The organism is Rhizobium sp. LjRoot258, assembly GCF_964254185.1.
Taxonomy (GTDB): Bacteria; Pseudomonadota; Alphaproteobacteria; order Rhizobiales; family Rhizobiaceae; genus Rhizobium.
On sequence record NZ_CAXUST020000002.1, the window covers coordinates 1,292,593 to 1,312,768 of the forward strand.

At 60.8% G+C, this 20,176-nt stretch carries 19 protein-coding genes and 1 pseudogene; 16 read left to right on the forward strand and 4 right to left on the reverse strand.

The features are described from left to right. Window positions 1-48: 48 nt before the first annotated feature. Together ACSQ9D_RS26860 and ACSQ9D_RS26865 are read right to left on the reverse strand one after the other, a co-directional pair. Window positions 49-1,260 carry a TIGR03862 family flavoprotein gene (locus tag ACSQ9D_RS26860; RefSeq protein WP_436284875.1) on the reverse strand — a complete coding sequence of 404 codons (1,212 nt, stop codon included), beginning with the start codon at window positions 1,258-1,260 and terminating at the stop codon, window positions 49-51. A gap of 202 nt (window positions 1,261-1,462) precedes the next feature. Further along, the gene (locus ACSQ9D_RS26865) at window positions 1,463-1,663 is read right to left on the reverse strand and encodes a DUF2735 domain-containing protein (RefSeq protein ID WP_436284876.1); all 201 of its coding nucleotides are present in this window, start codon (window positions 1,661-1,663) and stop codon (window positions 1,463-1,465) included. Between the two features lie 495 nt (window positions 1,664-2,158). Here ACSQ9D_RS26865 and ACSQ9D_RS26870 point away from each other — a divergent pair, with 495 nt between their 5' ends. The 6 genes from ACSQ9D_RS26870 to ACSQ9D_RS26895 all read left to right on the forward strand — a co-directional run bounded on the left by ACSQ9D_RS26870 (window position 2,159) and on the right by ACSQ9D_RS26895 (window position 7,998). Beyond that, on the forward strand, window positions 2,159-3,199 hold the full coding sequence (locus ACSQ9D_RS26870) for a glutamine synthetase beta-grasp domain-containing protein (RefSeq protein WP_436284877.1): 1,041 nt from the start codon (window positions 2,159-2,161) through the stop codon (window positions 3,197-3,199). 241 nt (window positions 3,200-3,440) lie between these two features. Beyond that, complete coding sequence (locus ACSQ9D_RS26875) at window positions 3,441-5,387, forward strand: BTAD domain-containing putative transcriptional regulator (RefSeq protein ID WP_436284878.1); 1,947 nt, start codon at window positions 3,441-3,443, stop codon at window positions 5,385-5,387. Between the two features lie 126 nt (window positions 5,388-5,513). Next, entirely contained in the window at window positions 5,514-5,645 is a 132-nt protein-coding gene (locus ACSQ9D_RS26880; protein WP_280142187.1) for a hypothetical protein, read from the forward strand. 12 nt (window positions 5,646-5,657) lie between these two features. Next, window positions 5,658-6,917 carry a YcaO-like family protein gene (locus ACSQ9D_RS26885; protein ID WP_436284879.1) on the forward strand — a complete coding sequence of 420 codons (1,260 nt, stop codon included), beginning with the start codon at window positions 5,658-5,660 and terminating at the stop codon, window positions 6,915-6,917. After that, window positions 6,914-7,660 (forward strand): TfuA-like protein, encoded by a 747-nt coding sequence (locus ACSQ9D_RS26890; RefSeq protein WP_436284880.1) that lies wholly within the window; start codon window positions 6,914-6,916, stop codon window positions 7,658-7,660. The genes ACSQ9D_RS26885 and ACSQ9D_RS26890 overlap by 4 nt, the downstream gene beginning before the upstream one ends. Window positions 7,661-7,728: 68 nt before the next feature. Then, window positions 7,729-7,998, forward strand: a complete 270-nt coding sequence (locus tag ACSQ9D_RS26895) for a hypothetical protein (protein WP_037121117.1) — start codon at window positions 7,729-7,731, stop codon at window positions 7,996-7,998. 30 nt (window positions 7,999-8,028) lie between these two features. On the opposite strand, the gene ACSQ9D_RS26900 is transcribed toward ACSQ9D_RS26895, so the two are convergent. Continuing rightward, window positions 8,029-8,418 (reverse strand): helix-turn-helix domain-containing protein, encoded by a 390-nt coding sequence (locus tag ACSQ9D_RS26900; protein ID WP_037121119.1) that lies wholly within the window; start codon window positions 8,416-8,418, stop codon window positions 8,029-8,031. A gap of 473 nt (window positions 8,419-8,891) precedes the next feature. Between ACSQ9D_RS26900 and ACSQ9D_RS26905 the strand changes: the two are divergent. The 5 genes and pseudogenes from ACSQ9D_RS26905 to nadC all read left to right on the forward strand — a co-directional run. Then, a pseudogene (locus ACSQ9D_RS26905) lies at window positions 8,892-9,698 on the forward strand (ABC transporter permease); the annotation flags it as partial. 98 nt (window positions 9,699-9,796) lie between these two features. Then, entirely contained in the window at window positions 9,797-10,699 is a 903-nt protein-coding gene (locus ACSQ9D_RS26910; RefSeq protein WP_436284881.1) for an NUDIX hydrolase, read from the forward strand. Between the two features lie 69 nt (window positions 10,700-10,768). Next, complete coding sequence (nadA, locus tag ACSQ9D_RS26915) at window positions 10,769-11,740, forward strand: quinolinate synthase NadA (RefSeq protein ID WP_436284882.1); 972 nt, start codon at window positions 10,769-10,771, stop codon at window positions 11,738-11,740. Continuing rightward, entirely contained in the window at window positions 11,737-13,275 is a 1,539-nt protein-coding gene (locus ACSQ9D_RS26920) for an L-aspartate oxidase (protein ID WP_436284883.1), read from the forward strand. Before nadA ends, ACSQ9D_RS26920 begins: the two co-directional genes overlap by 4 nt. Before the next feature lies 1 nt (window position 13,276). Then, window positions 13,277-14,128, forward strand: a complete 852-nt coding sequence (nadC, locus tag ACSQ9D_RS26925) for a carboxylating nicotinate-nucleotide diphosphorylase (RefSeq protein ID WP_436284884.1) — start codon at window positions 13,277-13,279, stop codon at window positions 14,126-14,128. Window positions 14,129-14,554: 426 nt separating this feature from the next. Here nadC and hutC read toward each other — a convergent pair whose 3' ends face one another. Beyond that, window positions 14,555-15,301: a histidine utilization repressor gene (gene hutC / locus ACSQ9D_RS26930; RefSeq protein WP_436284885.1), complete on the reverse strand. Its 747-nt coding sequence runs from the start codon at window positions 15,299-15,301 to the stop codon at window positions 14,555-14,557. A 191-nt stretch (window positions 15,302-15,492) separates the two neighbouring features. On the opposite strand from hutC, the gene ACSQ9D_RS26935 reads away from it, so the two are divergent. The 5 genes from ACSQ9D_RS26935 (at window position 15,493) to ACSQ9D_RS26955 (ending at window position 20,170) form a co-directional block, all read left to right on the forward strand. Further along, entirely contained in the window at window positions 15,493-16,335 is an 843-nt protein-coding gene (locus ACSQ9D_RS26935) for a transporter substrate-binding domain-containing protein (RefSeq protein WP_024317200.1), read from the forward strand. 100 nt (window positions 16,336-16,435) lie between these two features. Next, window positions 16,436-17,161, forward strand: a complete 726-nt coding sequence (locus ACSQ9D_RS26940) for an ABC transporter permease (RefSeq protein ID WP_436284886.1) — start codon at window positions 16,436-16,438, stop codon at window positions 17,159-17,161. 9 nt (window positions 17,162-17,170) lie between these two features. Next, window positions 17,171-17,875 (forward strand): ABC transporter permease, encoded by a 705-nt coding sequence (locus ACSQ9D_RS26945; protein ID WP_436284887.1) that lies wholly within the window; start codon window positions 17,171-17,173, stop codon window positions 17,873-17,875. A 28-nt stretch (window positions 17,876-17,903) separates the two neighbouring features. After that, complete coding sequence (locus ACSQ9D_RS26950; protein ID WP_047517743.1) at window positions 17,904-18,680, forward strand: ATP-binding cassette domain-containing protein; 777 nt, start codon at window positions 17,904-17,906, stop codon at window positions 18,678-18,680. Further along, the gene (locus ACSQ9D_RS26955) at window positions 18,677-20,170 is read left to right on the forward strand and encodes an HAL/PAL/TAL family ammonia-lyase (protein ID WP_436284888.1); all 1,494 of its coding nucleotides are present in this window, start codon (window positions 18,677-18,679) and stop codon (window positions 20,168-20,170) included. The genes ACSQ9D_RS26950 and ACSQ9D_RS26955 overlap by 4 nt, the downstream gene beginning before the upstream one ends. The last annotated feature ends 6 nt before the right edge of the window (window positions 20,171-20,176 follow it).

Consider the following 20,176-nt stretch of genomic DNA (forward strand, 5'->3'; position numbering starts at 1 on the left):
GGCGCTTCAGCCACCACTTCTGTGATGTCGGACATTGATAGCCGACCCTTAGGTCCTGCTGAGCCAGGCCTCGATCCCAAGGGCGGCGGCCCGCCCGCTGGCGAAGCATGCCGTCAAGAGATAGCCCCCGGTCGGTGCTTCCCAATCGATCATCTCACCGGCGACGAAGAGGCCGGGCAGCGCCTTCAGCATGTAGTTCCGATCAATTTCATCCCATTTGACGCCGCCTGCCGAGGAAATCGCCTCGGCGATCGGGCGGGGTCTTTGAACGGGGATCGGCAGTGCCTTGATCAGACCGGCCAGTTGATGAGGATCGCCGAGGTTCGCGGCACCTGCGAGTTCGCGTAGAAGAGCCGCCTTCACACCGTCGATCCCGGCAGCCTTTCGAAGCCGGTTTGACAAACTAGCTTTCAGATCTTGCTTTCCAAGCTCACGGGCGATGCGATCCTGTGCGCGTCCCGGCGTCAAGTCGACATCAAGGGTCGTGGTTTGCCCGGCCGCTAAGCTCTTTCTCAACGCGGCAGCGTGAGCGTAGACGAGACTGCCTTCGATGCCATGCCGGGTGACGACGAATTCTCCTGGGATGGTGCCCGCCGTCGAGGTCGCGGTGACCGATTTGACCGGCTCACCGGAAAAACGCTGCCGCAGATGGTCGCTCCAATCGACATCGAAGCCGCAATTGGCGGGCTGAAAATCATCGACTGCGATGCCTTTCTCGCTGAGCCAAGGCAGCCAGCCGGCATCGGACCCGAGCCGAGGCCAGCTCTTCCCGCCAAGCGCCAGCAGGGCTGCGTCCGGCTGGATCACATTTGCACCCTCCGGCGTTGCGATCACGTAGCCCCCGTCCGAAAATCCCAGCCAGCGATGCCGGGTCAGGATCCGTACGCCCTGTGCCTCAAGTCTTCGCAGCCAGGCGCGAAGAAGCGGTGAAGCTTTCATTGCCGTCGGAAACACCCGCCCCGAAGATCCCACGAATGTTTCGGCACCGAGTCCTGCCGCCCAGGCCCTAACCTCCATCGGCTCGAAGCCATCCAGTGCTTGGCGGAGGCGGGCGTTCGACGCGCCGAAGCGTGACGCGAAGCAGTCGTAATCCTCGGAATGGGTAATGTTCAGCCCGGACTTGCCGGCAAGGAGGAATTTCCGTGCAACCGTCGGCATCGCTTCATAGACCGTGACCGCGTGCCCGAGCGACGACAGGCTTTCGGCGGCCGTCAGGCCCGTCGGGCCGCCGCCGAGGATCGCGATTTCCTTTTTGACCATCAAAAATAGCCCGGGATCGATATCGAAGGCCTCTCATGGCCTGCGCGAGCGCCATGTGCAAGAGTATCGTGGCGAAGCCGGCCGCTCGAGTTCTCAGGTGCTATATGCAGATTGTTCCCGGCGCCCACTCGCGGAGAGGACAAGCCGTCGAGCCTGGAATTTATCTCCCGTCACCATGGCGACGGCACGATCAGAGGGAAGATCAATCCACAATGCGGGGTGAGAACTTCGGCTGTGCTGGCTCTGCGGCTTCTTTGATCGCCTCGTCGTGATACCAGCAACTTTCATAGACGGACGGGGTGATATCGCGTTCAATATCAACCGCCGGGCGGCGCTCTGCCGCGGCGAAGCGCTTCGGAAAAGGGTAAATCTTTGCCGTCTCGTGATGCACACCAATGGCCATACAATGCCTCCTTGTTCATCCACGCCCCAGGACGTTAACGCCACCATAGCAGCTTTGCACAGGAATTGCGCGATTTGATTGAAAAAAGTGCATTATTTGTTGCAATTGTGGGCACTCGAATCTGCTGTTGTTTGAATCAGAATCTCAAAAAGCACAAAAGATAATCAGGTGCATAAGTCCTGATCAATTGAGTTGGTTTGCCGAAAAATGTTGCGAGCCTTGGCCGGCTCTCGCTGGCGCATTGGAAACTTACGCACAACAAAATTCCTCCGGCGACTAACTGATTGAGTCCGCAGTTAGTTCCGCGCTCCGCAATCCTGCCGGCCAAACTTGCTCGCCGGCTCAATCGGGCGATTCCAAATTACTCGCGACGGCATCGCGCACAAACTGGCACGCGACGTGCATATAATTTGGCATCCCTTCGCGGTCCGGTCGTCGCAACGGTCGGGTTCGCTTGAGGATTTGCTCACGATCTATGTTTGAGAGAATCGCAAAATGACCAAGTATAAGCTCGAGTACATCTGGCTCGATGGGTACACCCCGGTACCAAATCTCCGCGGCAAGACGCAGATCAAGGAATTCGACGCTTTTCCGACGCTCGAGCAGCTCCCGCTCTGGGGCTTCGATGGTTCGTCCACGATGCAGGCAGAAGGCCGCAGCTCCGACTGCGTGCTGAAGCCCGTCGCGCTTTATCCGGATCCGGCGCGCACGAACGGCGTTCTCGTCATGTGCGAAGTCATGATGCCGGACGGTGTCACCCCGCATTCGTCCAACAGCCGCGCCACCATCCTCGACGACGAGGACGCCTGGTTCGGCTTCGAGCAGGAATACTTCTTTTACGAGAACGGTCGTCCGCTCGGCTTCCCCGAAAGCGGCTACCCGGCTCCGCAGGGCCCGTACTACACCGGCGTCGGCTACTCGAACGTCGGCTCGATCGCTCGCGAGATCGTTGAAGAGCACCTCGACCTGTGCCTCGCAGCCGGCATCAACCATGAAGGCATCAACGCCGAAGTGGCCAAGGGTCAGTGGGAGTTCCAGATTTTCGGCAAGGGCTCCAAGCGCGCCGCCGACCAGATCTGGATGGCACGCTACCTGCTGCAGCGCCTCACGGAAAAGTACGGCATCGACATCGAGTATCACTGCAAGCCGCTCGGCGATACCGACTGGAACGGTTCGGGCATGCACTGCAACTTCTCGACCAAGTTCATGCGCGAAGTCGGCGGCAAGGCTTATTTCGAAGCCCTGATGGCGCAGTTCGACAAGAACCTGATGGACCACATCAACGTTTACGGCCCGGACAACGACAAGCGCCTGACCGGCAAGCACGAAACGGCTCCGTGGAACAAGTTCTCCTACGGTGTTGCCGATCGTGGTGCCTCGATCCGCGTTCCGCACTCCTTCGTCAAGAACGACTATCGCGGTTATCTGGAAGATCGTCGCCCGAATTCTCAAGGTTGCCCCTACCAGATCGCTTCGCAGGTTCTAAAGACAATCTCGGAAGTGCCGACGGCCGGTTTTGCTTCGGCAGCTGCCTAAGTTACCAATTCCGCGTTGCATGTGATGGCGCCGATCGACTGATCGGCGCCATTTTTCTTGTTGTCGGTCTCATTGCCGCTGACATTTCGACCGAAACAGCCTTCGGGCCGGCATGCATTCGCCGCAGCCATCCACCAAAATCAGCCAGCGGTTGAAAACTTCAACCGGACAAGCATAATCCTTTTGCGTTGTGATTGTTTGGCCCTATACTCATGACGGATCCTCCAATCGCGAGTTGCCCGTGACAGGCAAACAGAGCCACCTCCTGCGCCTACTCGGAACGCCCGTGCTTTTCGCAGAAGGGCATGAGATCGCCTTGCCGGAGAAAGCCTATGCGCTGCTCGCCTTCCTGGTGACCGCGCCGCAATATTCCATGGACCGCGAAATCCTGCGCGCCATCCTGTGGCAATCGGACCAGTCCAAACAGCGGGCCGGGAGCTTGCGCCAGCTTCTTGCTCGTATCGATCGCAGCGTTCCGGATGGTATGCCGCGCCTCATCAAGGCGACCAAGACCCATGTCGCGTTTAACGACAAGGGGTGGGAAGCTGACGTCCTCGTCTTGAGCAATACCGCCGCGCCGTTGCCACGTCCTGCATGGGATTTGCTTCGCGGTGATCTTGTCGAGGGGTTTAAGGCGCCGACAATTGAAGCCGAAGAGCGCGTCGGCGTGGAACGGCAGCGCATCGCTGAGCGCCGCGAAGCACATATCATTGCGCTGCTCGAAACGCCGGAGAAGCTGACGTCTGGCGATATCCTCTTCCTCGCAGGGTTGCTCATTGAGGCCGATCCTGCAAACGAGGTCGCTTGCAGGGCGCTGATGAAAAGGCACGTCGAGGCCGGAGATCTTGGGGCAGCGCGCCAGGCGTATTTCCGCTGCCGCAGTGAGCTGAAGACCGACTACGGCGCGGAACCTGATGCGCTGACGCAGGCACTCGCTTACGAACTCGGCATCATCGCACCCGCCATGCTGGCCAATTCCCCCATTGCCGTATCAGGCAACGCGTCCACCGACCCGGTCGGGCAGCCCCGCGTCCTCATTCTGCCGCCGGATACGATCTTGTCGGATCCGGTGCTGCAGCGCGTGGGGCGCGCCTTGCTGGAAGAGGTGACGATCGGGCTGAGCCAGCAGCGCGGCTTCAAGGTTATTGCCGCCCATACCAGTCTGGAAATCGTCAACCGCAGTCTGACAGGCGCCATTGCTGCGCCAACGCCACCTGAACTGCGGTTTGACTATACTGTATACGTTACGATCCATGGTCGCGAGGAAGACATCTATTCGACCTGCCGTTTGACGAAGACTTCGACAGCCGAGGTGCTGTGGGCGATCGACCTGCCTCTTGCCATGCAGAAGGTCAATCAGTCCTTCGGGCAGCTTGCGCGGCGTATCGTGATGACGCTCGCCGATACGATCGAGCGCCGTGAGCTGCTGGACATGACGCACGACGTCAATCCGTCGGCCTATCGCTTGTACCTTGAAGGAAAGCGTCTCGTTTCGAAGACTGATCTTCAGCACCTGCGCCAGGCCCGCAAATGGTTCAAATCGGCGCTTGCACGCCATGACAAATTCTCGTCCGCGCACGCTGGAATGGCACGCGTGCTTGGCATGGAATGGCTGGTGCGCGGAATGAAGGACACGCAATTACTGGAGGACGCCGACCGCTCGGCCTGGCTTGCGCGCGACAGCGACCCCAACAGCGGCCGGGCGATGCGCGAGTTGGGCTTCGTGGCCCTTTACCGCCGCCGCTTCAGCGACAGCCTCGATTTCTTTGCCGAAGCACAGATGCTCAACCCGAATGACGCCGACATCCTCGCCGATTATGCGGATGCGCTGCTGCATGACGGACAGAGTGATCGCGCACTGGAGTTGAGTTTGGCGGCACTCAAGCTCAATCCGCTGCCGCCGGATTACTACTATTGGAATCTTGGCGGCATTCATTTCGTCCAAGAAAATTACGCGAAGGCGATCGAGGTCCTGGATCGTGTCAAGGACCGTCCCGCAACCTCGCGTTTATTGGCCGCGGCTCATGCAAAGAACGGCGATCTTAGAACCGCGTCGCGCTATGCCTCCATCGTCCTTGAGAATTTCCCTGATTTCCGCACCGATGATGTCTGGGAATTCGTGCCGGATCGCAATCCGGACGACACCCGTCAGCTAATTGACGGCCTTCGCATGGCCGGATTGTCCTGAAGCGTTACAACTTCAGCGTTTCCACCTCCTTCCTAACGCGAATCTCGGTCACGCCGAAATAACGCCCGCCGGGGCATCTTCTCGCTGTCCGCAGCACAATGCTGCTTCCAGCAAGGAGATGACACAATGACGACGGTTCAGATCAAGCCAGTTGCAGTACGCCTTTCGGCCGCCGCTCAGGCCGTCCTGAAGCAGGAGGCCGTGCAGCTCGACACGAACGCCACGGCAAACATCGTTCACGCCCTGAAGTTCCGTTGAGGAATTATGCGAATGTCTGTTCAGACCGCACTCGAGCGCCTGGCGCAAGATCTCAGCCTCTCATCGGCCGGTATCAACAGCTACCACGACCGCGCGCTGGCGCCTGGACAGACATTCGCGGCCATCAAGCCGCATTTCAAGGAACTTGGTATTACGCGGGTGGGGCTGCTTACCGCACTAGACCTTCTTGAGATCCCCGTAGCCTTTGCCACGCGACCCAACAGCTACACGCTTTCCGTCTTCCAGGGGAAGGGCATCGACGAAGAGGCGGCAATGACCTCGGCGGCGATGGAGGCCGTTGAGACAAGCGTTGCAGAAAACCAGCCGAGCGATCTTGTGATTGCCACTCTGGCCGGTATGAGGGCTGAGCATGCGCCGATGATCGACCTCGATTCGGTGGCGCGCTGCGTTCCTTCTGAGATTGGTTCCGAGCCAATTGCCTGGGGCGAAGGCCTGGACATCATCTCCAACCGTCCGGTCTTCGTACCCTGGCCGCTCGTCGGCCTCGACCATCGGGGCGTCCGGCCATCCGGTTTCGAGCAGTCGAGCGATGGCCTCGCATCTGGAAACCGGCCGGCAGAAGCCGTGCTTCATGGGCTTTGCGAACTGGTCGAACGCGACGCCTGGGCGCTGACGCAGTTGCGCCCATATGAGCAACTGCGCGGCGCGCGGATTGATCCGACTGCATTCGGCGACCCCGTGCTCGATATCATTGTCGATCGCATCGAGCGCGCGGGAATGCGTCTGCTGCTGCTCGACATGACGACCGATATTGGCGTCCCCAGCTTTCTGGCCGTTATCATTCCCGGCAATCTCGGGGAGCGCGTGGATGCGCGTTGGACCCATGTTTGTGGCGGATGTGGATGCCATCCTGATCCGGTTCGGGCAGCGCTGCGCGCAATCACCGAGGCAGCGCAGAGCCGCTTGACTGCAATTGCCGGCAGCCGTGACGACTTTTCGCCGCGTCTTTACCAGAGGCTCGACGACGGCGGTCCGATGCAGGAGCTCATCAATCTCTGCGATGAAACGCCAGCCGCTCCCACATTCTCTTTCGAACCTTCGCCGCGCACCATTCAGGAAAACATCTCGCAGATTCTCGATCGCTTGGCGTCGAGAGGTATCGATCAGGTGGTGGCCGTACCGCTTCCCCATCCGCGCCTGCCGGTCTCGGTCGTCCGCATGATCGTGCCCGGTCTCGAAGTGGATGTCAGCGGCGAATACATTCAACTCGGATTGCGCGCCGTCAACGCCATGCAGGGAGCAATGCAATGAAGGTCATCTTCGCAGGGCCGAGCTTCGGAGCTGACATCGGCGCGCTTCGCGCGAAAAACCCATCGATCCATTTTCGTGGGCCGGCTGCGCGCGGTGACATATTGCAAGCCGTGCAGGACGGTGCGCGCGCGATCGGGATTGTCGATGGCTACTTCGGGGAAGTTCCTTCGGTATGGCATAAGGAAATCCTCTACGCATTGCAGCACAATGTCGTTGTCGTCGGTGGCGCCAGCATGGGTGCGCTTCGCGCGGCCGAATGCGCGGCGTTCGGCATGGTCGGTCTTGGCTCGATCTACGAGGACTATGCGGAAGGTCGCCTGATCGACGATGAGGCTGTGGCGCTCGTGCATGCACCCGAAGAGCTCGGCTGGCTGCCGCTCTCGATCCCCTGGGTGGATTTTCAGCCGACGATCGATGACCTGTACCGGACGGGTGCGGTCTCGCTTGCCGAACACAAGATGCTGTTGCTTGCTGGCCGCTTGCTCCACTTTTCAGAGCGCACCTATCCCAAGGTCGTCGAAGGCTGCGCTTTCCCCAAGGACGGCCGCGCCAAGGAGATCCTGCGGATAATTCGATCGCGAAAGATCGAGCGCAAGCGTCAGGATGCCGAACTCGTCTTGCAATATCTGCAGGACGTGGAGTTTGCCGCTCAGGAGCGTGACTGGGGCTTCGCCGCGACCTCTCACTGGGAGCATTTGCGGGCGGAAGTCACAGCGGCTGTCACGCCTGTAACGCCCGAGTAACGCTGGACCTGAATGATGGGATCTCGTTGAAGCCGAGAAGGCGCTCATCAGCAGAGAAGGCGGTGGAAATGAACATTCTGACGAGGGACGAGGGAACGGGTAGCGAGTATGCCAGAATCTTCCGGTTGCTCTCGGCCGCAAAGGATGAAGCCCAAAGGCTCAAGCTGCATAATCTGACGCACTTGGCCAATATGGCTCTTCTTCAGGTCGTCATTGATTGGGACGGCATCGACCCCGAGCGAGAACTCGATGTCAATCTCGAAAAGCTGATCGGCACCAAGACGCAGGTCGCGATGAAAGATGCCAGCGAGAACCTGGTGCTTCTCGACTGCCACTGACGATCAGGCCGGGACGTTCGGACCGTGCTGTTACTCGGCGTCGTCCAGTTGCTCCATGCCGGCAATTGCCTGCACGAGCTTTACGATCTTCTTGCGAACCGCCTCGTTCTTGATCGACAGGAAGGCGGCGTTGAGCAGAACGCCATCGCGCGAAACAACGAATTCGTCGCTCGGCGTCGGATTGTCATTCGCGGTGTTGACGTCCTCGAAGAAAGTTCGGACGTCGACATCGAGAGCACCGGCGATTTCGACCAGCATGCTCGCCGAGACGCGGTTGGCACCTTTTTCGTATTTTTGAATCTGCTGGAACGTGACGCCGACCCTGTCGCCAAGCTCGGTCTGCGAAACTTTACGCATCAGACGCTTTATGCGGATCGTCTTCCCGACGTGAATATCAACTGCATGGGGTCCATCTTTCATGGCTCTCTCCTTCCAACGCCGGTTGTTGCGCGACTATTATGCCAGCAATCAACCTAACGGAGATAATTGATCGGATCAATTGTGTTGATTCGTTTTTTATCGCGTGCAGAGCGCCTGGGCCCAACGTATTGAAGATTCGATTATCCCTCTGAATGGCGGTTGTTTGCACCGTCAATTCGTTGTTATGGTTGAAAGCAACCATAGATCGTGGTCGGGCTCGCTTCATGTTGAGAGGTCCTGATGTCGACGAAGAGCTGGGTTTTGCTTGCATTACTCTCCATTGTCGCGCTCGGGGGTACTACGCCTGGCTGAAATTCTCCGATAGCGGTCTCCCTGATGGCATTGCCGGCGGCAATGGGCGCATCGAGGCCACTGAGATCGATATCTCGACAAAGACCGCCGGCCGCATCCAGGACATTCTCGTCAACGAGGGCGATTTCGTTGAGGTGGGGCAGGTACTCGCCCGAATGGATAACTTCCAGCGCGACGTGCTTGCCGGCAGGTCGCCGACGATCCAGCTAAACATCGATGCGACCCGCATTTCCCAAGCCTTCACCGGCGGCGGTTACGTGCAATCGATCGTCTCGGGCGAGGTCAACGAGTTCGTCAACCGCTATCGCGGCAACGAGCCGGTCCTGGTCGATCTGGTGTTGCGCGCGCGCTTCAACCCGCAGCTCGACAAGGGCTGGTTCGCCTCGATTAACAACGTGATCTCCTCGATCACGATGCTGTCAATCATCCTGACCGGCGCGGCACTGATCCGCGAGCGCGAGCATGGCACTATCGAGCATCTGCTTGTCATGCCGGTCACACCTGTTGAAATCATGCTGAGCAAGATCTGGTCGATGGGACTCGTCGTCGTCCTTGCCTCTGTCTTCTCGCTTGTCTTTATCGTCCAGGGACTGCTTGATGTACCGATCGAGGGATCGTTTACGCTCTTTGTCATCGGCACGGTCCTTCAGGTCTTTGCAATGACCTGCATGGGGATTTTTCTCGCAACTGTCGCCGGTTCCATGCCGCAGTTTGGGCTTCTCCTGATGCTCGTGCTGATCCCGTTGCAACTGCTGTCGGGCGGCACGACGCCGCGCGAGAGCATGCCTCAGATCATTCAGACCATCATGCTGGCGGCGCCCAACACGCATTTCGTGATTCTATCCCAGGCGGTGCTGTTTCGCGGGGCCGGCCTGAGTGTGGTATGGCCGCAGCTTGCAGTGCTCTTTGCGCTCGGCGCCATCTTCTTCTATTTTGCGCTGAAACGCTTCCGGCAGTTCCTGCGCTAGTGTCAGCAATTTGCCGTGGTCGGGCCCCGGGGTGCTTTCACGCGGCGGTTTGCTGTGCCAGAGATTGAGCGGTCGATAGAAATGGATTCGTAGCCGCCGTGACGATCGGGTTTGCCCATGCCGAATTGATAGCCGTACTCGTGGCGGTGACAGGCGGCGAACCGCGTGTCATGACGATCCGATCGGGCGACGCGCTTCCGTCCGGTCCGTTTGAAATGGGGCATCGCACCTTGCAGAGCGGTCTGCGCGAGTGGGTTCAGGAGCAGACAGGCCATCCTGTCGGGTATCTGGAGCAACTCTACACCTTTGCCGACCGCGACCGAAACAACGAGATCCTGGGCGGCAGGACGATTTCGATCAGCTATCTCGGTCTGGTGCGTGAGCAAGCGACGCCGGGCGGCGGCCGATCTGGCTGGCAAGGTTGGTACAGCTATTTCCCCTGGGAAGACTGGCGCGCTGGGCGCCCGGCGATCCTCGATGGGATCGTCACGCGTCTTGTCGCATGGGCAAAGCGCGATCCCGTCCGGCACAACGATCAGCTACGCCGGGCAAATTTCGCTTTCGGGCTCGGCGAGGCCGCGTGGAATGAGGATCTGGTGTTACAACGCTATGAACTGCTCTACGAAGCGGGCATCGTGACAGAGGCCGGCTGCCCGGCCGAAGCAAATCCGGGCTGGGCGATGTTCGCCGACCATCGGCGCATCCTTGCAACGGGCATTGCAAGATTGCGTGCGAAGATCAAATACCGTCCAGTCGTCTTCGAGCTGATGCCGGAGAGCTTCACCTTGCTGCAATTACAGCGCAGCGTCGAAGCGCTGGCTGGACTGACGCTGCACAAGCAGAATTTCCGCCGGTTGATCGAACAGCAGGAATTGGTCGAGGAGACTGGCGAAACGACGAGCGAAACGGGCGGGCGGCCCGCAAAGCTGTTTCGCTACCGGCATGTCGTCCTCGAAGAACGCGCCCTCGCCGGATCGAAATTACCGCTCTCTCGCAATTGACATATGCTCATCGTGAGAATATTCATGGGTCGATGATATGCTCAGATAGAGCATAACGAGGAGTCAACCATGAACCACAGCGTTTCCGTGTCCTCGCTCTATGAGCGTGTTCGTCGCGTCATGCCCGAAGCCGAGTGGATGTCGTTCGCCGATGACGTCGAGGCGATCCTCGAGCTGAAGCGCCGGCGCAATGCCGTCATCCTCGCACACAACTACCAGACGCCGGAAATCTTCCACGGGGTGGCAGATATCGTCGGTGACAGCCTTGCACTCGCCCGCAAGGCGATCGATGTGGACGCCGACGTCATTGTTCTTGCCGGCGTGCATTTCATGGCCGAGACAGCCAAGCTCCTCAATCCGGAAAAGACGGTGCTCATACCGGACATGGGGGCGGGTTGCTCTCTGGCGGATTCGATCACGCCGCAGGATGTGGCGCTGCTGCGCCAAGCCCATCCCGGCGTGCCTGTCATCACCTATGTGAATACCTCGGCGGCCGTGAAGGCGGCATCGGACATTTGCTGCACATCAGGAAACGCCAAACAGGTCGTCGAGTCGCTCGGCGTGCCGCGTGTGCTGATGATTCCGGACGAATATCTCGCCCGCAACGTCGCGCGCGAAACGAAGGTCGAGGTGCTTGCCTGGCATGGTCATTGCGAGGTCCATGAACTGTTCACGGCCGATGACGTCAAGCAACTGCGCGAAAACTATCCCGGCGTGATGGTGCTGGCACACCCCGAATGTCCGCCGGATGTCGTGGCCGAGGCGGACTTTGCCGGATCGACTGCGGTGATGTCCGATTTCGTCGGGCAGAAGCGGCCAGCCCGGGTCGTGCTCCTCACCGAGTGCTCGATGAGCGACAACGTCGCGGTGCATTACCCCGATGTCGAGTTCATTCGACCCTGCAACCTTTGCCCGCATATGAAGCGGATCACGCTCGCCAACATCCGCGCGGCCCTGGAGGAAAATCGCCACGAGGTCACGGTCGACCCCGACGTTGCCGTTGCTGCCCGGCTTGCCGTCGAGCGGATGCTTGCGATATGACTGCGCGTCTTGACGCGTTGAACGGGCAGGTTGTCGTCGTTGGAAGCGGTCTGGCCGGTCTGATGACGGCGCTGACGCTGGCGCCGCAGCCGGTTACGCTGATCACCCGCGGCGCCATTGGTGCGCAGACCTCGAGTGCTTGGGCGCAAGGCGGGATCGCCGCAAGTCTTGGCGACGATGACAGCGCTCAGCTGCACCTTTCCGATACGCTTGCTGCCGGCGACGGCCTGTGCGATGCGCAAGCCGCATCTGAGATCATCGCCGATGGCCCCGCCGTCATCACCGCCCTGGAGCGTGCCGGCGTCTCGTTTGACAGAGACGGCGCAGGGCGCCTCGTGCTTGGTCTGGAGGCTGCCCATTCGCGGCGACGCATCGTGCATGCATCGGGGGACGGATCGGGCGCCGCAATCATCTCCGCATTCCTCGCCGCGGTCGCCAAGACACCCTCGATCACGGTGCTCGATACAACCGAGGTGCGCTCGCTGTTGACCCATGACGGCTCTATCAGCGGTCTGACCGTCTCTCGAGGGGCACAAACAGCCGCCATTGTGACCAACAGGGTGGTGTTGGCGACAGGCGGCATCGGCGGGCTCTACGACGCCACCACCAATCCCATGTGCAATTTCGGCCAGGGACTTGCGCTGGCGGCAAGGGCAGGCGCGAGCCTTGCCGACATGGAGTTCGTGCAGTTTCATCCGACCGGCCTCGATTCTGCCCGCCGGCCGCTGGCGCTTGTCAGTGAGGCGGTGCGCGGCGAGGGCGCCATCCTCGTCAATGACAGAGGCGAGCGCTTCATGTCCGGCATCGATGGAGAAGAACTCGCGCCGCGCGATGTCGTTGCGCGCGCCATCAGCGCAGAGCTTTCGCAAGGACGGCGGGTCTTCTTGGACGCGCGTTGTGCGCTCAGCGGTCGCTTCGCCTCCCGCTTTCCAACAATCCACGCGCTATGCCGTGAGGCTGGCATCGACCCGGCAAGCGATGTCATACCGGTGCGCCCTGCCGTTCACTATCACATGGGTGGAGTTGCGACCGATTTGACGGGACGCAGCTCGGTTCCCGGCCTGTGGGTGGTCGGCGAGGCGGCCTCGACCGGGCTGCATGGCGCCAATCGGCTGGCCAGCAATTCGTTGCTTGAGGCAGCTGCCCTCGGCATGCGGGCTGCCCGTGACATCAGCGCGACCTCGGCGGGTCCCGTTCGGTCGGTCCGACGGGTGCTGCCTGTGCCAGCGCCGGATGCTTCGGCCGTGCGTGTGCTCGTATCGCGCCACCTCGGCGTGCTGCGCAATGCCGGCGCTCTCCAGGGGGCAATCGCCGCCCTGTTGCCAGTCGCCGAAGACGGTGGCCCCGCTACCGATCCGGCGATTGTTGCGTTGACGATTGCCGTCTTTGCAATGCTGCGCAAGGAAAGCCGCGGCGCGCATGCACGCACCGATTTCCCATTGAAGCTGCCTGTCGCCGAACGCCGCTTCATGACGCTCGTCGATGTGCTTAATGTCGCGCGTGCCGACACTCATTGTTTTGCCCGGAGTGCTTGAAATGTTTCTTGCCCCTTTGCCGCGACTTGTCATTGAACCGCTGGTGCGCGGCGCCCTCGTCGAAGATCTCGGCCTTGCCGGCGACATCACCTCGGCCGCGGTTGTCCCGGCAGATCATCGCTCGTCGCTCGTCATGGTGGCGCGGCAGGCCGGTGTCATTGCCGGTCTCGATGCCGCCGAGCTCGCTTTCCATCTCGTCGAGCCGACGATCACGATGACCCGCCATTTGGAGGATGGTTCCCAAGTCAGGCCCGGCGACACCATTGCCACGATCAACGGGCCATCGCGCGGCTTGCTGACCGGCGAGCGCACGGCGCTCAATTTTCTCGGCCACCTCTCGGGCATCGCGACCGTGACGGCAAGTCTGGTCGAGGCCGTCAGGGGTACGAAGGCATCGATTGCCTGCACGCGCAAGACGACTCCCGGACTGCGCGCCCTGGAAAAATATGCGGTTCGCGCCGGCGGCGGCATGAACCATCGGTTTGCGCTCCATGATGCCGTCCTGATCAAGGACAATCACGTCGCGATCGCCGGCGGCGTGGTCGAGGCGATCCGTCGGGCCCGCGCCGGCGTCGGACACATGGTCAAGATTGAGGTCGAAGTGGATACGCTCGAGCAGCTACGTGCTGCGCTGCAGGAGGATGTCGACGCAGTCTTGCTCGACAATATGACGCCTGCGCAGCTGCGCGAAGCGGTCGCGATCGTCAATGGCTGCGCAATCACCGAGGCCTCGGGCCGTGTAACTCCCTCGACGGTCGCTGCAATCGCCGCCTCGGGCGTCGATCTCGTGTCAGTTGGCTGGTGCACGCACAGTGCCCCGACATTGGATATCGGGCTCGACGTGCCAGGCTGACTGATCCGAGGCTGCTCCTGTCTTACTGCGGGCATCGGTCCTGCCGGCCACCAAGCGGTGAACGGACATTCCCCTGTCGTTGTCCCGCCTCCGCCAATGTGTGAACCCGTGAGCCTACGGCTGTTATGACGTGGTCTGTCGTGTCTCCCATGCAATTGCACACATCAAGCCGGAAGATCAGTCTAGGGTGAGCCACCTCACTCCCGAAGAAGGACACACGGTCTTACGAGGCGCTTCAGGCGGCGATCGCCGAGCCCTCCTTGGCGAGCGTCAGCCAAACACTTTCGCTTTCAGGCCTTTCCACCGTCTCGGACGCGGACTATGAGCCTCTGCTGGAGTTGCGCAAGGCCATTGCGATTGGCTATCCGCGGATTGCATTGACATGCGCAAGAGTGCCAGGCGGATGTTCCATATACAACCTAATGGCTATTGCTCGAACATCTTGCCGGTGCGCGCCTCGAGCCGATAGCGGTGGCCGGGGTAGATGAGGCGGGCCGTGGAGACCACGCGCCGGCCCGACCAGGTGCGGCGGCGTATCGCCAGGCAGGGCTCGCTTTTAAGGATTGTCAGCAGTTTGCACTCCCAGGACTGCGGCATTGCCGCCTCGACGATATGTTCCGAGCCACTGAGCGGGGCGGCGGCCGTCAGATAGGCGTTCGGTGTCAGCGAGGCGAAATCCTGTGCGAGATAGTCGGGGGCCGCCGCCGGGTTGACGAAACGGTCCTCGATCTGCACCGGCACGCCATTTTCGCTGTGCACGATCAAGGAGTGAAACACAGGCGCGCCGATATCGAGTTCGAGCGCGTCAGCCGTTTCGGGAGACGCCGTTTCCTGGGCGAGAACCACGACGCGGGCCTCATGGGCGTGGCCGCGTTCGGCAATCTCTTCGGCGATGTTGCGCACCTCGAACAGAGCCGAATAACCCTTGCGTTCCGCGACAAAGGAGCCGACACCCTGGATGCGGACCAGTTCGCCCTCGGTTGCAAGTTCACGCAGCGCTCGATTGGCGGTCATCTTGCTGACGCCAAGTTCGCTCACCAGTTCGTTTTCGGAAGGCACGCGATGCTTCGGGGGCCACTCGCCGCTATGGATGCGGTCGAGAATCATCTGCTTGACACCGGCATAGAGCGGTGCGGTATCGTTGTCCCGTTTCATCTCGCTTGGGCGCTTCATTGCTCATTCCTTTTGCAACGGCGGAATCCGCTCGATAAATCGACTTTCCTCTTGCATAACACAAAATATCTCATATGGTACCCTATACAACCTCTCGAAAGATCGGCCAAGCAAAAGGCCGGCATCGAGCAAGCCGGCGAAGACCGGTGTCGAACTGCAAGTCAATTGTCACTTCAGAGGAGATCCAACCGATGAAATTCAGCGCGCTTCTTCTTTCCAGCGCTTTTGCGCTTTCGGCCTTTGCCGCGCCTGTTGCCGCCAAGGACTGGAAGACTGCCACGATTACGCTTGAGGGCGCTTACGCGCCCTGGAACATGACCAATGCCGACGGCACGCTCGGCGGCTTCGAGCCGGAACTTGCCAAGGTTCTGTGCGAACGCGCCAAGATCGAATGCAAGCTCGTCGCTTCCGACTGGGACGGCATGATCCCGGCGCTCAATGCCGGCAAGTTCGACGTCATCATGGATGCCCTGTCGATCACCGAGGACCGCAAGAAGGTCATCGGCTTTACCATTCCCTACGCTGCCACGCCTGCAGCTTTCGCAACCGCCAAGGATAGTCCGCTTGCCAACGCAGCCGGCACCGGCGCGACGATCAAGATGACGCCTGGTCAGACCGGCGTTAAGGAAGTCGATGCGCTGAAGGAGGCCTTCAAGGGCAAGACGATCGGCATTCAGGCGGCGACCGTTTATGCGAAGTTCGTCTACGACAATTTCGGCGACATTGCCGAGATTCGTGAATACAAGACCGGCGCCGACCGCGATCTCGATCTGCAGAACGGTCGCATCGACCTCGGCTTTGACGATGCCGTCTATTTTGCCAATGCTTTCCAGTCCGCAAACGACAGTCTGGCCTTTACCGGCCCTGAAATTGTCGGCCCGATCTGGGGCGAGGGTGAAGGCCTCGGCGTGCGCCAGGCTGATACGGATCTTCGCGACAAGTTCAACGAAGCGATCAAGTCCGCGCTCGCCGACGGCACCGTAAAGAACCTGTCGATGAAGTGGTTCAAGGTCGACGTCAGCCCGCAGAACTGATTTCCGGCGAAGGCCGGAAGTCCCGGTCTCCGGCTTCAATGCCGGGGGCCGCATGCTATTCTGACACCGCCGAAACAGCGGCGGGCGCGGGGGATGTGATATGGCAACACTGGAACTGATTGGATTCGGCTCGACCGGATGGGGCGCACTGCTTCTGCTGGCCGCACTGATAACGCTCTGCGTGACGGCAAGTGCGCTTGCGATCGGCGCTGTGCTTGGTGCGATAATCTCTGCTGCAAAGCTCTCTGGCAAGACGTCCCTTGTCGCACTCGGCAACGTCTACACGACCGTCTTTCGCGGCGTGCCGGAATTGCTCATCATCTATCTCATCTATTTCGGGGGGTCCTCCGCGGTCACCTCGATCGGCAAGGCGATGGGCTACGAGGGCTTCCTCGGGCTGCCCTCCTTCCTCGCCGGTGCACTGGCCGTCGGCATCATCTCCGGCGCCTACCAGGCGGAAGTTTTCCGCGGGGCATACCTTGCCATTTCCAAGGGCGAACTGGAGGCGGCATCTGCCATCGGCATGCATCGTGGCCTGCGGTTTCGCCGAATTATCATCCCGCAGGTGCTGCGTTTCGCAATCCCCGGCCTTGGCAACGTCTGGCAGCTCAGCCTCAAGGATTCGGCGCTGATCTCCGTGACTGGCCTGGCGGAGCTGATGCGCACCAGCCAGGTCGCGGCCGGTTCCACGCGACAGTATTTCCTGTTCTTTATCGTTGGCGGCGCTCTCTATCTTATCCTGACGAGCCTTTCCGACCGCATCTTCAACGGCGCCGAGCGGCGGGCCAATCGTAGCATGCCGACAGCGGCCATGGGAAAGGCGTGAGGTAGTCCGATGGATTTCGCTTTTCTCACCCAGACGATGACCACGCTGCTCAAGGCCGTCCCGATGACCTTGGCGCTGTTTTCCCTCTCGATCGTCTCCGGCGGTATTCTGGCACTCCTGATTGTCTGGATGCGCGTCGGCGGCAATCCGGTACTTTCAGCCATTGCCAAGGGATATATCTTCATCTTTCGCGGCTCGCCGCTTCTGATCCAGATGTTCCTTGTTTTCTACGGGCTCGGTCAGTTCGGCTTCATCCGCTACTCGTTCCTCTGGACGTTCCTGCGCGAACCGTTCGTTTGCGCCGTTCTTTCCCTGGCGCTCTGCACGGCCGGCTATACGGCCGAGATTTTCCGCGGCGGCATTCGCGCCGTCTCTCCGCGTGAGATCGAGGCCGCACGTTCGATCGGAATGTCCGGTGCTCTTCTCGTGCGTCGCATCCTGGCGCCGATCGCGTTTCGCCACGCGCTGCCGGCATATTCCACCGAGATCGTCCTGATGATGAAATCGACGGCGCTCGCGAGCCTGGTGACCGTATGGGAAGTGACCGGCGTGGCACAGCGGCTGATCTCGCAGACCTACCGCACGATGGAGATATTCCTCTGTGCGGCCATCATCTACCTCGTTCTCAACTTCATCATTCTGCAGGCGATGTCCCTGCTCGAATATTCGCTCTCGCGACACCGCCGCGCGATTCCGCCGGCGCTGAAAGCCTGAGAGCTGAACGGACACGATTGGAGCTTTCATGCCAGGCGTTACCCGACTTTCCGTCCGCAACATCCGCAAGAGCTTCGGCACGCACGAGGTCCTGCGCGGCATCTCTCTCGATGCCCAGGATGGCGACGTCATTTCGCTGCTTGGAGCCTCCGGCTCCGGCAAGTCCACTTTCCTGCGCTGCATCAACCTGCTGGAGACGGCAACCGACGGCGAGATCTGGGTGGATGGCGAGCAGATCCGCATGATCCACAAGGGCGGCACGAGCCGGCCTGCCAGCCAGAAACAGGTCGACCACATTCGCTCGGAATTGGGCATGGTCTTCCAGTCGTTCAATCTCTGGTCGCACATGACGATCCTCCAGAACGTCATCGAGGGACCGGTCCACGTCCTGAAACGCCCCCGAGCTGAGTGCATCGCCGAGGCCGAGGCGCTGCTCGAAAAGGTCGGCATCGCCGACAAGCGCCATGCCTATCCTGCGCATCTGTCGGGTGGTCAGCAGCAGCGCGCCGCGATCGCCCGGGCGCTGGCGATGAGACCAAAAGTCATGCTCTTCGACGAACCGACCTCGGCGCTCGACCCGGAACTCGTCGGTGAAGTGCTGCGTGTCATGCGCGCCCTTGCCGAGGAGGGGATGACCATGCTGGTCGTTACGCATGAGATGAGCTTTGCCCGCAATGTCTCCAACCGCGTTGTCTTCATGAAGGAAGGCCTGGTCGAAAGCAGCGGTACGCCGGACGAGATGTTCGGTGGCGGCGCGTCGCCCGCCTTCCGCCAGTTCATCGGGCATTTCGGAAGCGGGCAATGACGGTCACCATCGACACACGGATCGGCTGGCGCGACGTGGCACGCGTCGCAGCGGGCGAGACGCTTGCGCTTTCTCCTGCTGCCTGGGCTCGGGTCGACAATGCCAGCCATATCGTCGAACGCATCGTCGAGATGGGCGTGCGCGCCTATGGCATCAATACCGGCGTTGGGGCGCTGTCGGATACGGTGGTTGATCGCCACTCGCAGAGCCGGCTGTCACGCAACATCATCCTCAGCCACGCCTGCGGCGTTGGGGAGCTGTTGCCGGTGCGCGAGGTCCGCGCGATCATCGCGGCGCAAATCGCCAATTTTGCCCACGGCCATTCCGGTGTGCGGGCCGATATTGTCCGCCACTTGACGACATTTCTGGAGCACGACTGCGTGCCGGATATCCCGTCAAAAGGCTCAGCCGGCTATCTCACGCACAATGCCCATTCCGCGCTCGTCCTCATCGGCGAGGGAAGCGCGCAGGTGGCGGGCAAGCGCATGAACGGCCGCGAGGCGCTGAGCGCCATCGGTCTTGCACCGCTCGTGCTCGGTGCGAAGGAGGGATTGAGCCTCGTCAACGGTACGGCCTGTGCAACCGGTCTAGCCAGCGTCGCATTGGCGCGCGCGAGCCATCTGCTCGACTGGGCGGATGCGGTCGCTGCCCTGACGCTGGAGGCCTCAGGGTGCCAGGTGGCGGCCTTCGACGAAGCCGTCCTGGCGCTTCGTCCGTCGCGCGGCATCGCGCATGTTGGTGCGTCGTTGAGACGACGCCTTGATGGCAGCGGGCTGGTCGCAGCAGCGCTCGGAAAACGCACGCAGGATGCACTGAGCCTGCGCTCGATCCCGCATGCCCATGGTGCGGCTCGCGACGTCTTTGACAATGCGTCTGACGTTGTCGATCGCGAACTTGCCTCCGTCACGGATAATCCGGCCGTCTCAGGGACGCCCGAAAATCCGATTGTCTCATCAGAGGCCCATGCCGTGGCGCCCGCGCTTGCGCAGGCATCGGACAGCCTGGCGATCGCCATCGCGCAGATATCTGCCATGAGCGAGCGTCGCATGGACCGGCTCGTCAATCCGCTGGTCAGCGGTCTACCGCCGTTCCTGGCGAGCGACGCCGGCAGCAATTCCGGCTTCATGATCGCGCAATATACCGCAGCCGCGCTCAGCAACGAGAACCGCAGGCTGGCTGCACCCGCTTCCACCGACGGCGGCCTGACCTCCGGTCTCCAGGAGGATTTTCTTGCGCACCCGACGGCTGCGGCAAACAAGCTTCTGTCGGTGATCGACAACGCCGAATATATCGTCGCAATCGAGTTAATGGCGGCTGCCCAGGCGCATGACTTCCTTGCGTCAACGGCGGCGCGCGCCAGGGGGACGGATGCGATCCACCATGCCGTACGCCAGGTCGTTCCGCATTATGGCGACGATCGTCCGCTTGCCGGCGACATGGAAGCGGTCCGCACCCTGATCCGGGAAGAAGCGCCGCCGGCCGCAAGCTGAGGAAAC

Excerpts from the sequence above, each read along its gene's own strand:
- ACSQ9D_RS26860 (WP_436284875.1), bottom strand. The coding sequence starts at position 1,260 with ATGGTCAAAAAGGAAATCGCGATCCTCGGCGGCGGCCCGACGGGCCTG.
- ACSQ9D_RS26865 (WP_436284876.1), bottom strand. The coding sequence starts at position 1,663 with ATGGCCATTGGTGTGCATCACGAGACGGCAAAGATTTACCCTTTTCCG.
- ACSQ9D_RS26870 (WP_436284877.1), top strand. The coding sequence starts at position 2,159 with ATGACCAAGTATAAGCTCGAGTACATCTGGCTCGATGGGTACACCCCG.
- ACSQ9D_RS26880 (WP_280142187.1), top strand. The coding sequence starts at position 5,514 with ATGACGACGGTTCAGATCAAGCCAGTTGCAGTACGCCTTTCGGCCGCC.
- ACSQ9D_RS26885 (WP_436284879.1), top strand. The coding sequence starts at position 5,658 with ATGTCTGTTCAGACCGCACTCGAGCGCCTGGCGCAAGATCTCAGCCTC.
- ACSQ9D_RS26890 (WP_436284880.1), top strand. The coding sequence starts at position 6,914 with ATGAAGGTCATCTTCGCAGGGCCGAGCTTCGGAGCTGACATCGGCGCG.
- ACSQ9D_RS26895 (WP_037121117.1), top strand. The coding sequence starts at position 7,729 with ATGAACATTCTGACGAGGGACGAGGGAACGGGTAGCGAGTATGCCAGA.
- ACSQ9D_RS26900 (WP_037121119.1), bottom strand. The coding sequence starts at position 8,418 with ATGAAAGATGGACCCCATGCAGTTGATATTCACGTCGGGAAGACGATC.
- nadA (WP_436284882.1), top strand. The coding sequence starts at position 10,769 with ATGAACCACAGCGTTTCCGTGTCCTCGCTCTATGAGCGTGTTCGTCGC.
- ACSQ9D_RS26920 (WP_436284883.1), top strand. The coding sequence starts at position 11,737 with ATGACTGCGCGTCTTGACGCGTTGAACGGGCAGGTTGTCGTCGTTGGA.
- nadC (WP_436284884.1), top strand. The coding sequence starts at position 13,277 with ATGTTTCTTGCCCCTTTGCCGCGACTTGTCATTGAACCGCTGGTGCGC.
- hutC (WP_436284885.1), bottom strand. The coding sequence starts at position 15,301 with ATGAAGCGCCCAAGCGAGATGAAACGGGACAACGATACCGCACCGCTC.
- ACSQ9D_RS26935 (WP_024317200.1), top strand. The coding sequence starts at position 15,493 with ATGAAATTCAGCGCGCTTCTTCTTTCCAGCGCTTTTGCGCTTTCGGCC.
- ACSQ9D_RS26940 (WP_436284886.1), top strand. The coding sequence starts at position 16,436 with ATGGCAACACTGGAACTGATTGGATTCGGCTCGACCGGATGGGGCGCA.
- ACSQ9D_RS26945 (WP_436284887.1), top strand. The coding sequence starts at position 17,171 with ATGGATTTCGCTTTTCTCACCCAGACGATGACCACGCTGCTCAAGGCC.
- ACSQ9D_RS26950 (WP_047517743.1), top strand. The coding sequence starts at position 17,904 with ATGCCAGGCGTTACCCGACTTTCCGTCCGCAACATCCGCAAGAGCTTC.
- ACSQ9D_RS26955 (WP_436284888.1), top strand. The coding sequence starts at position 18,677 with ATGACGGTCACCATCGACACACGGATCGGCTGGCGCGACGTGGCACGC.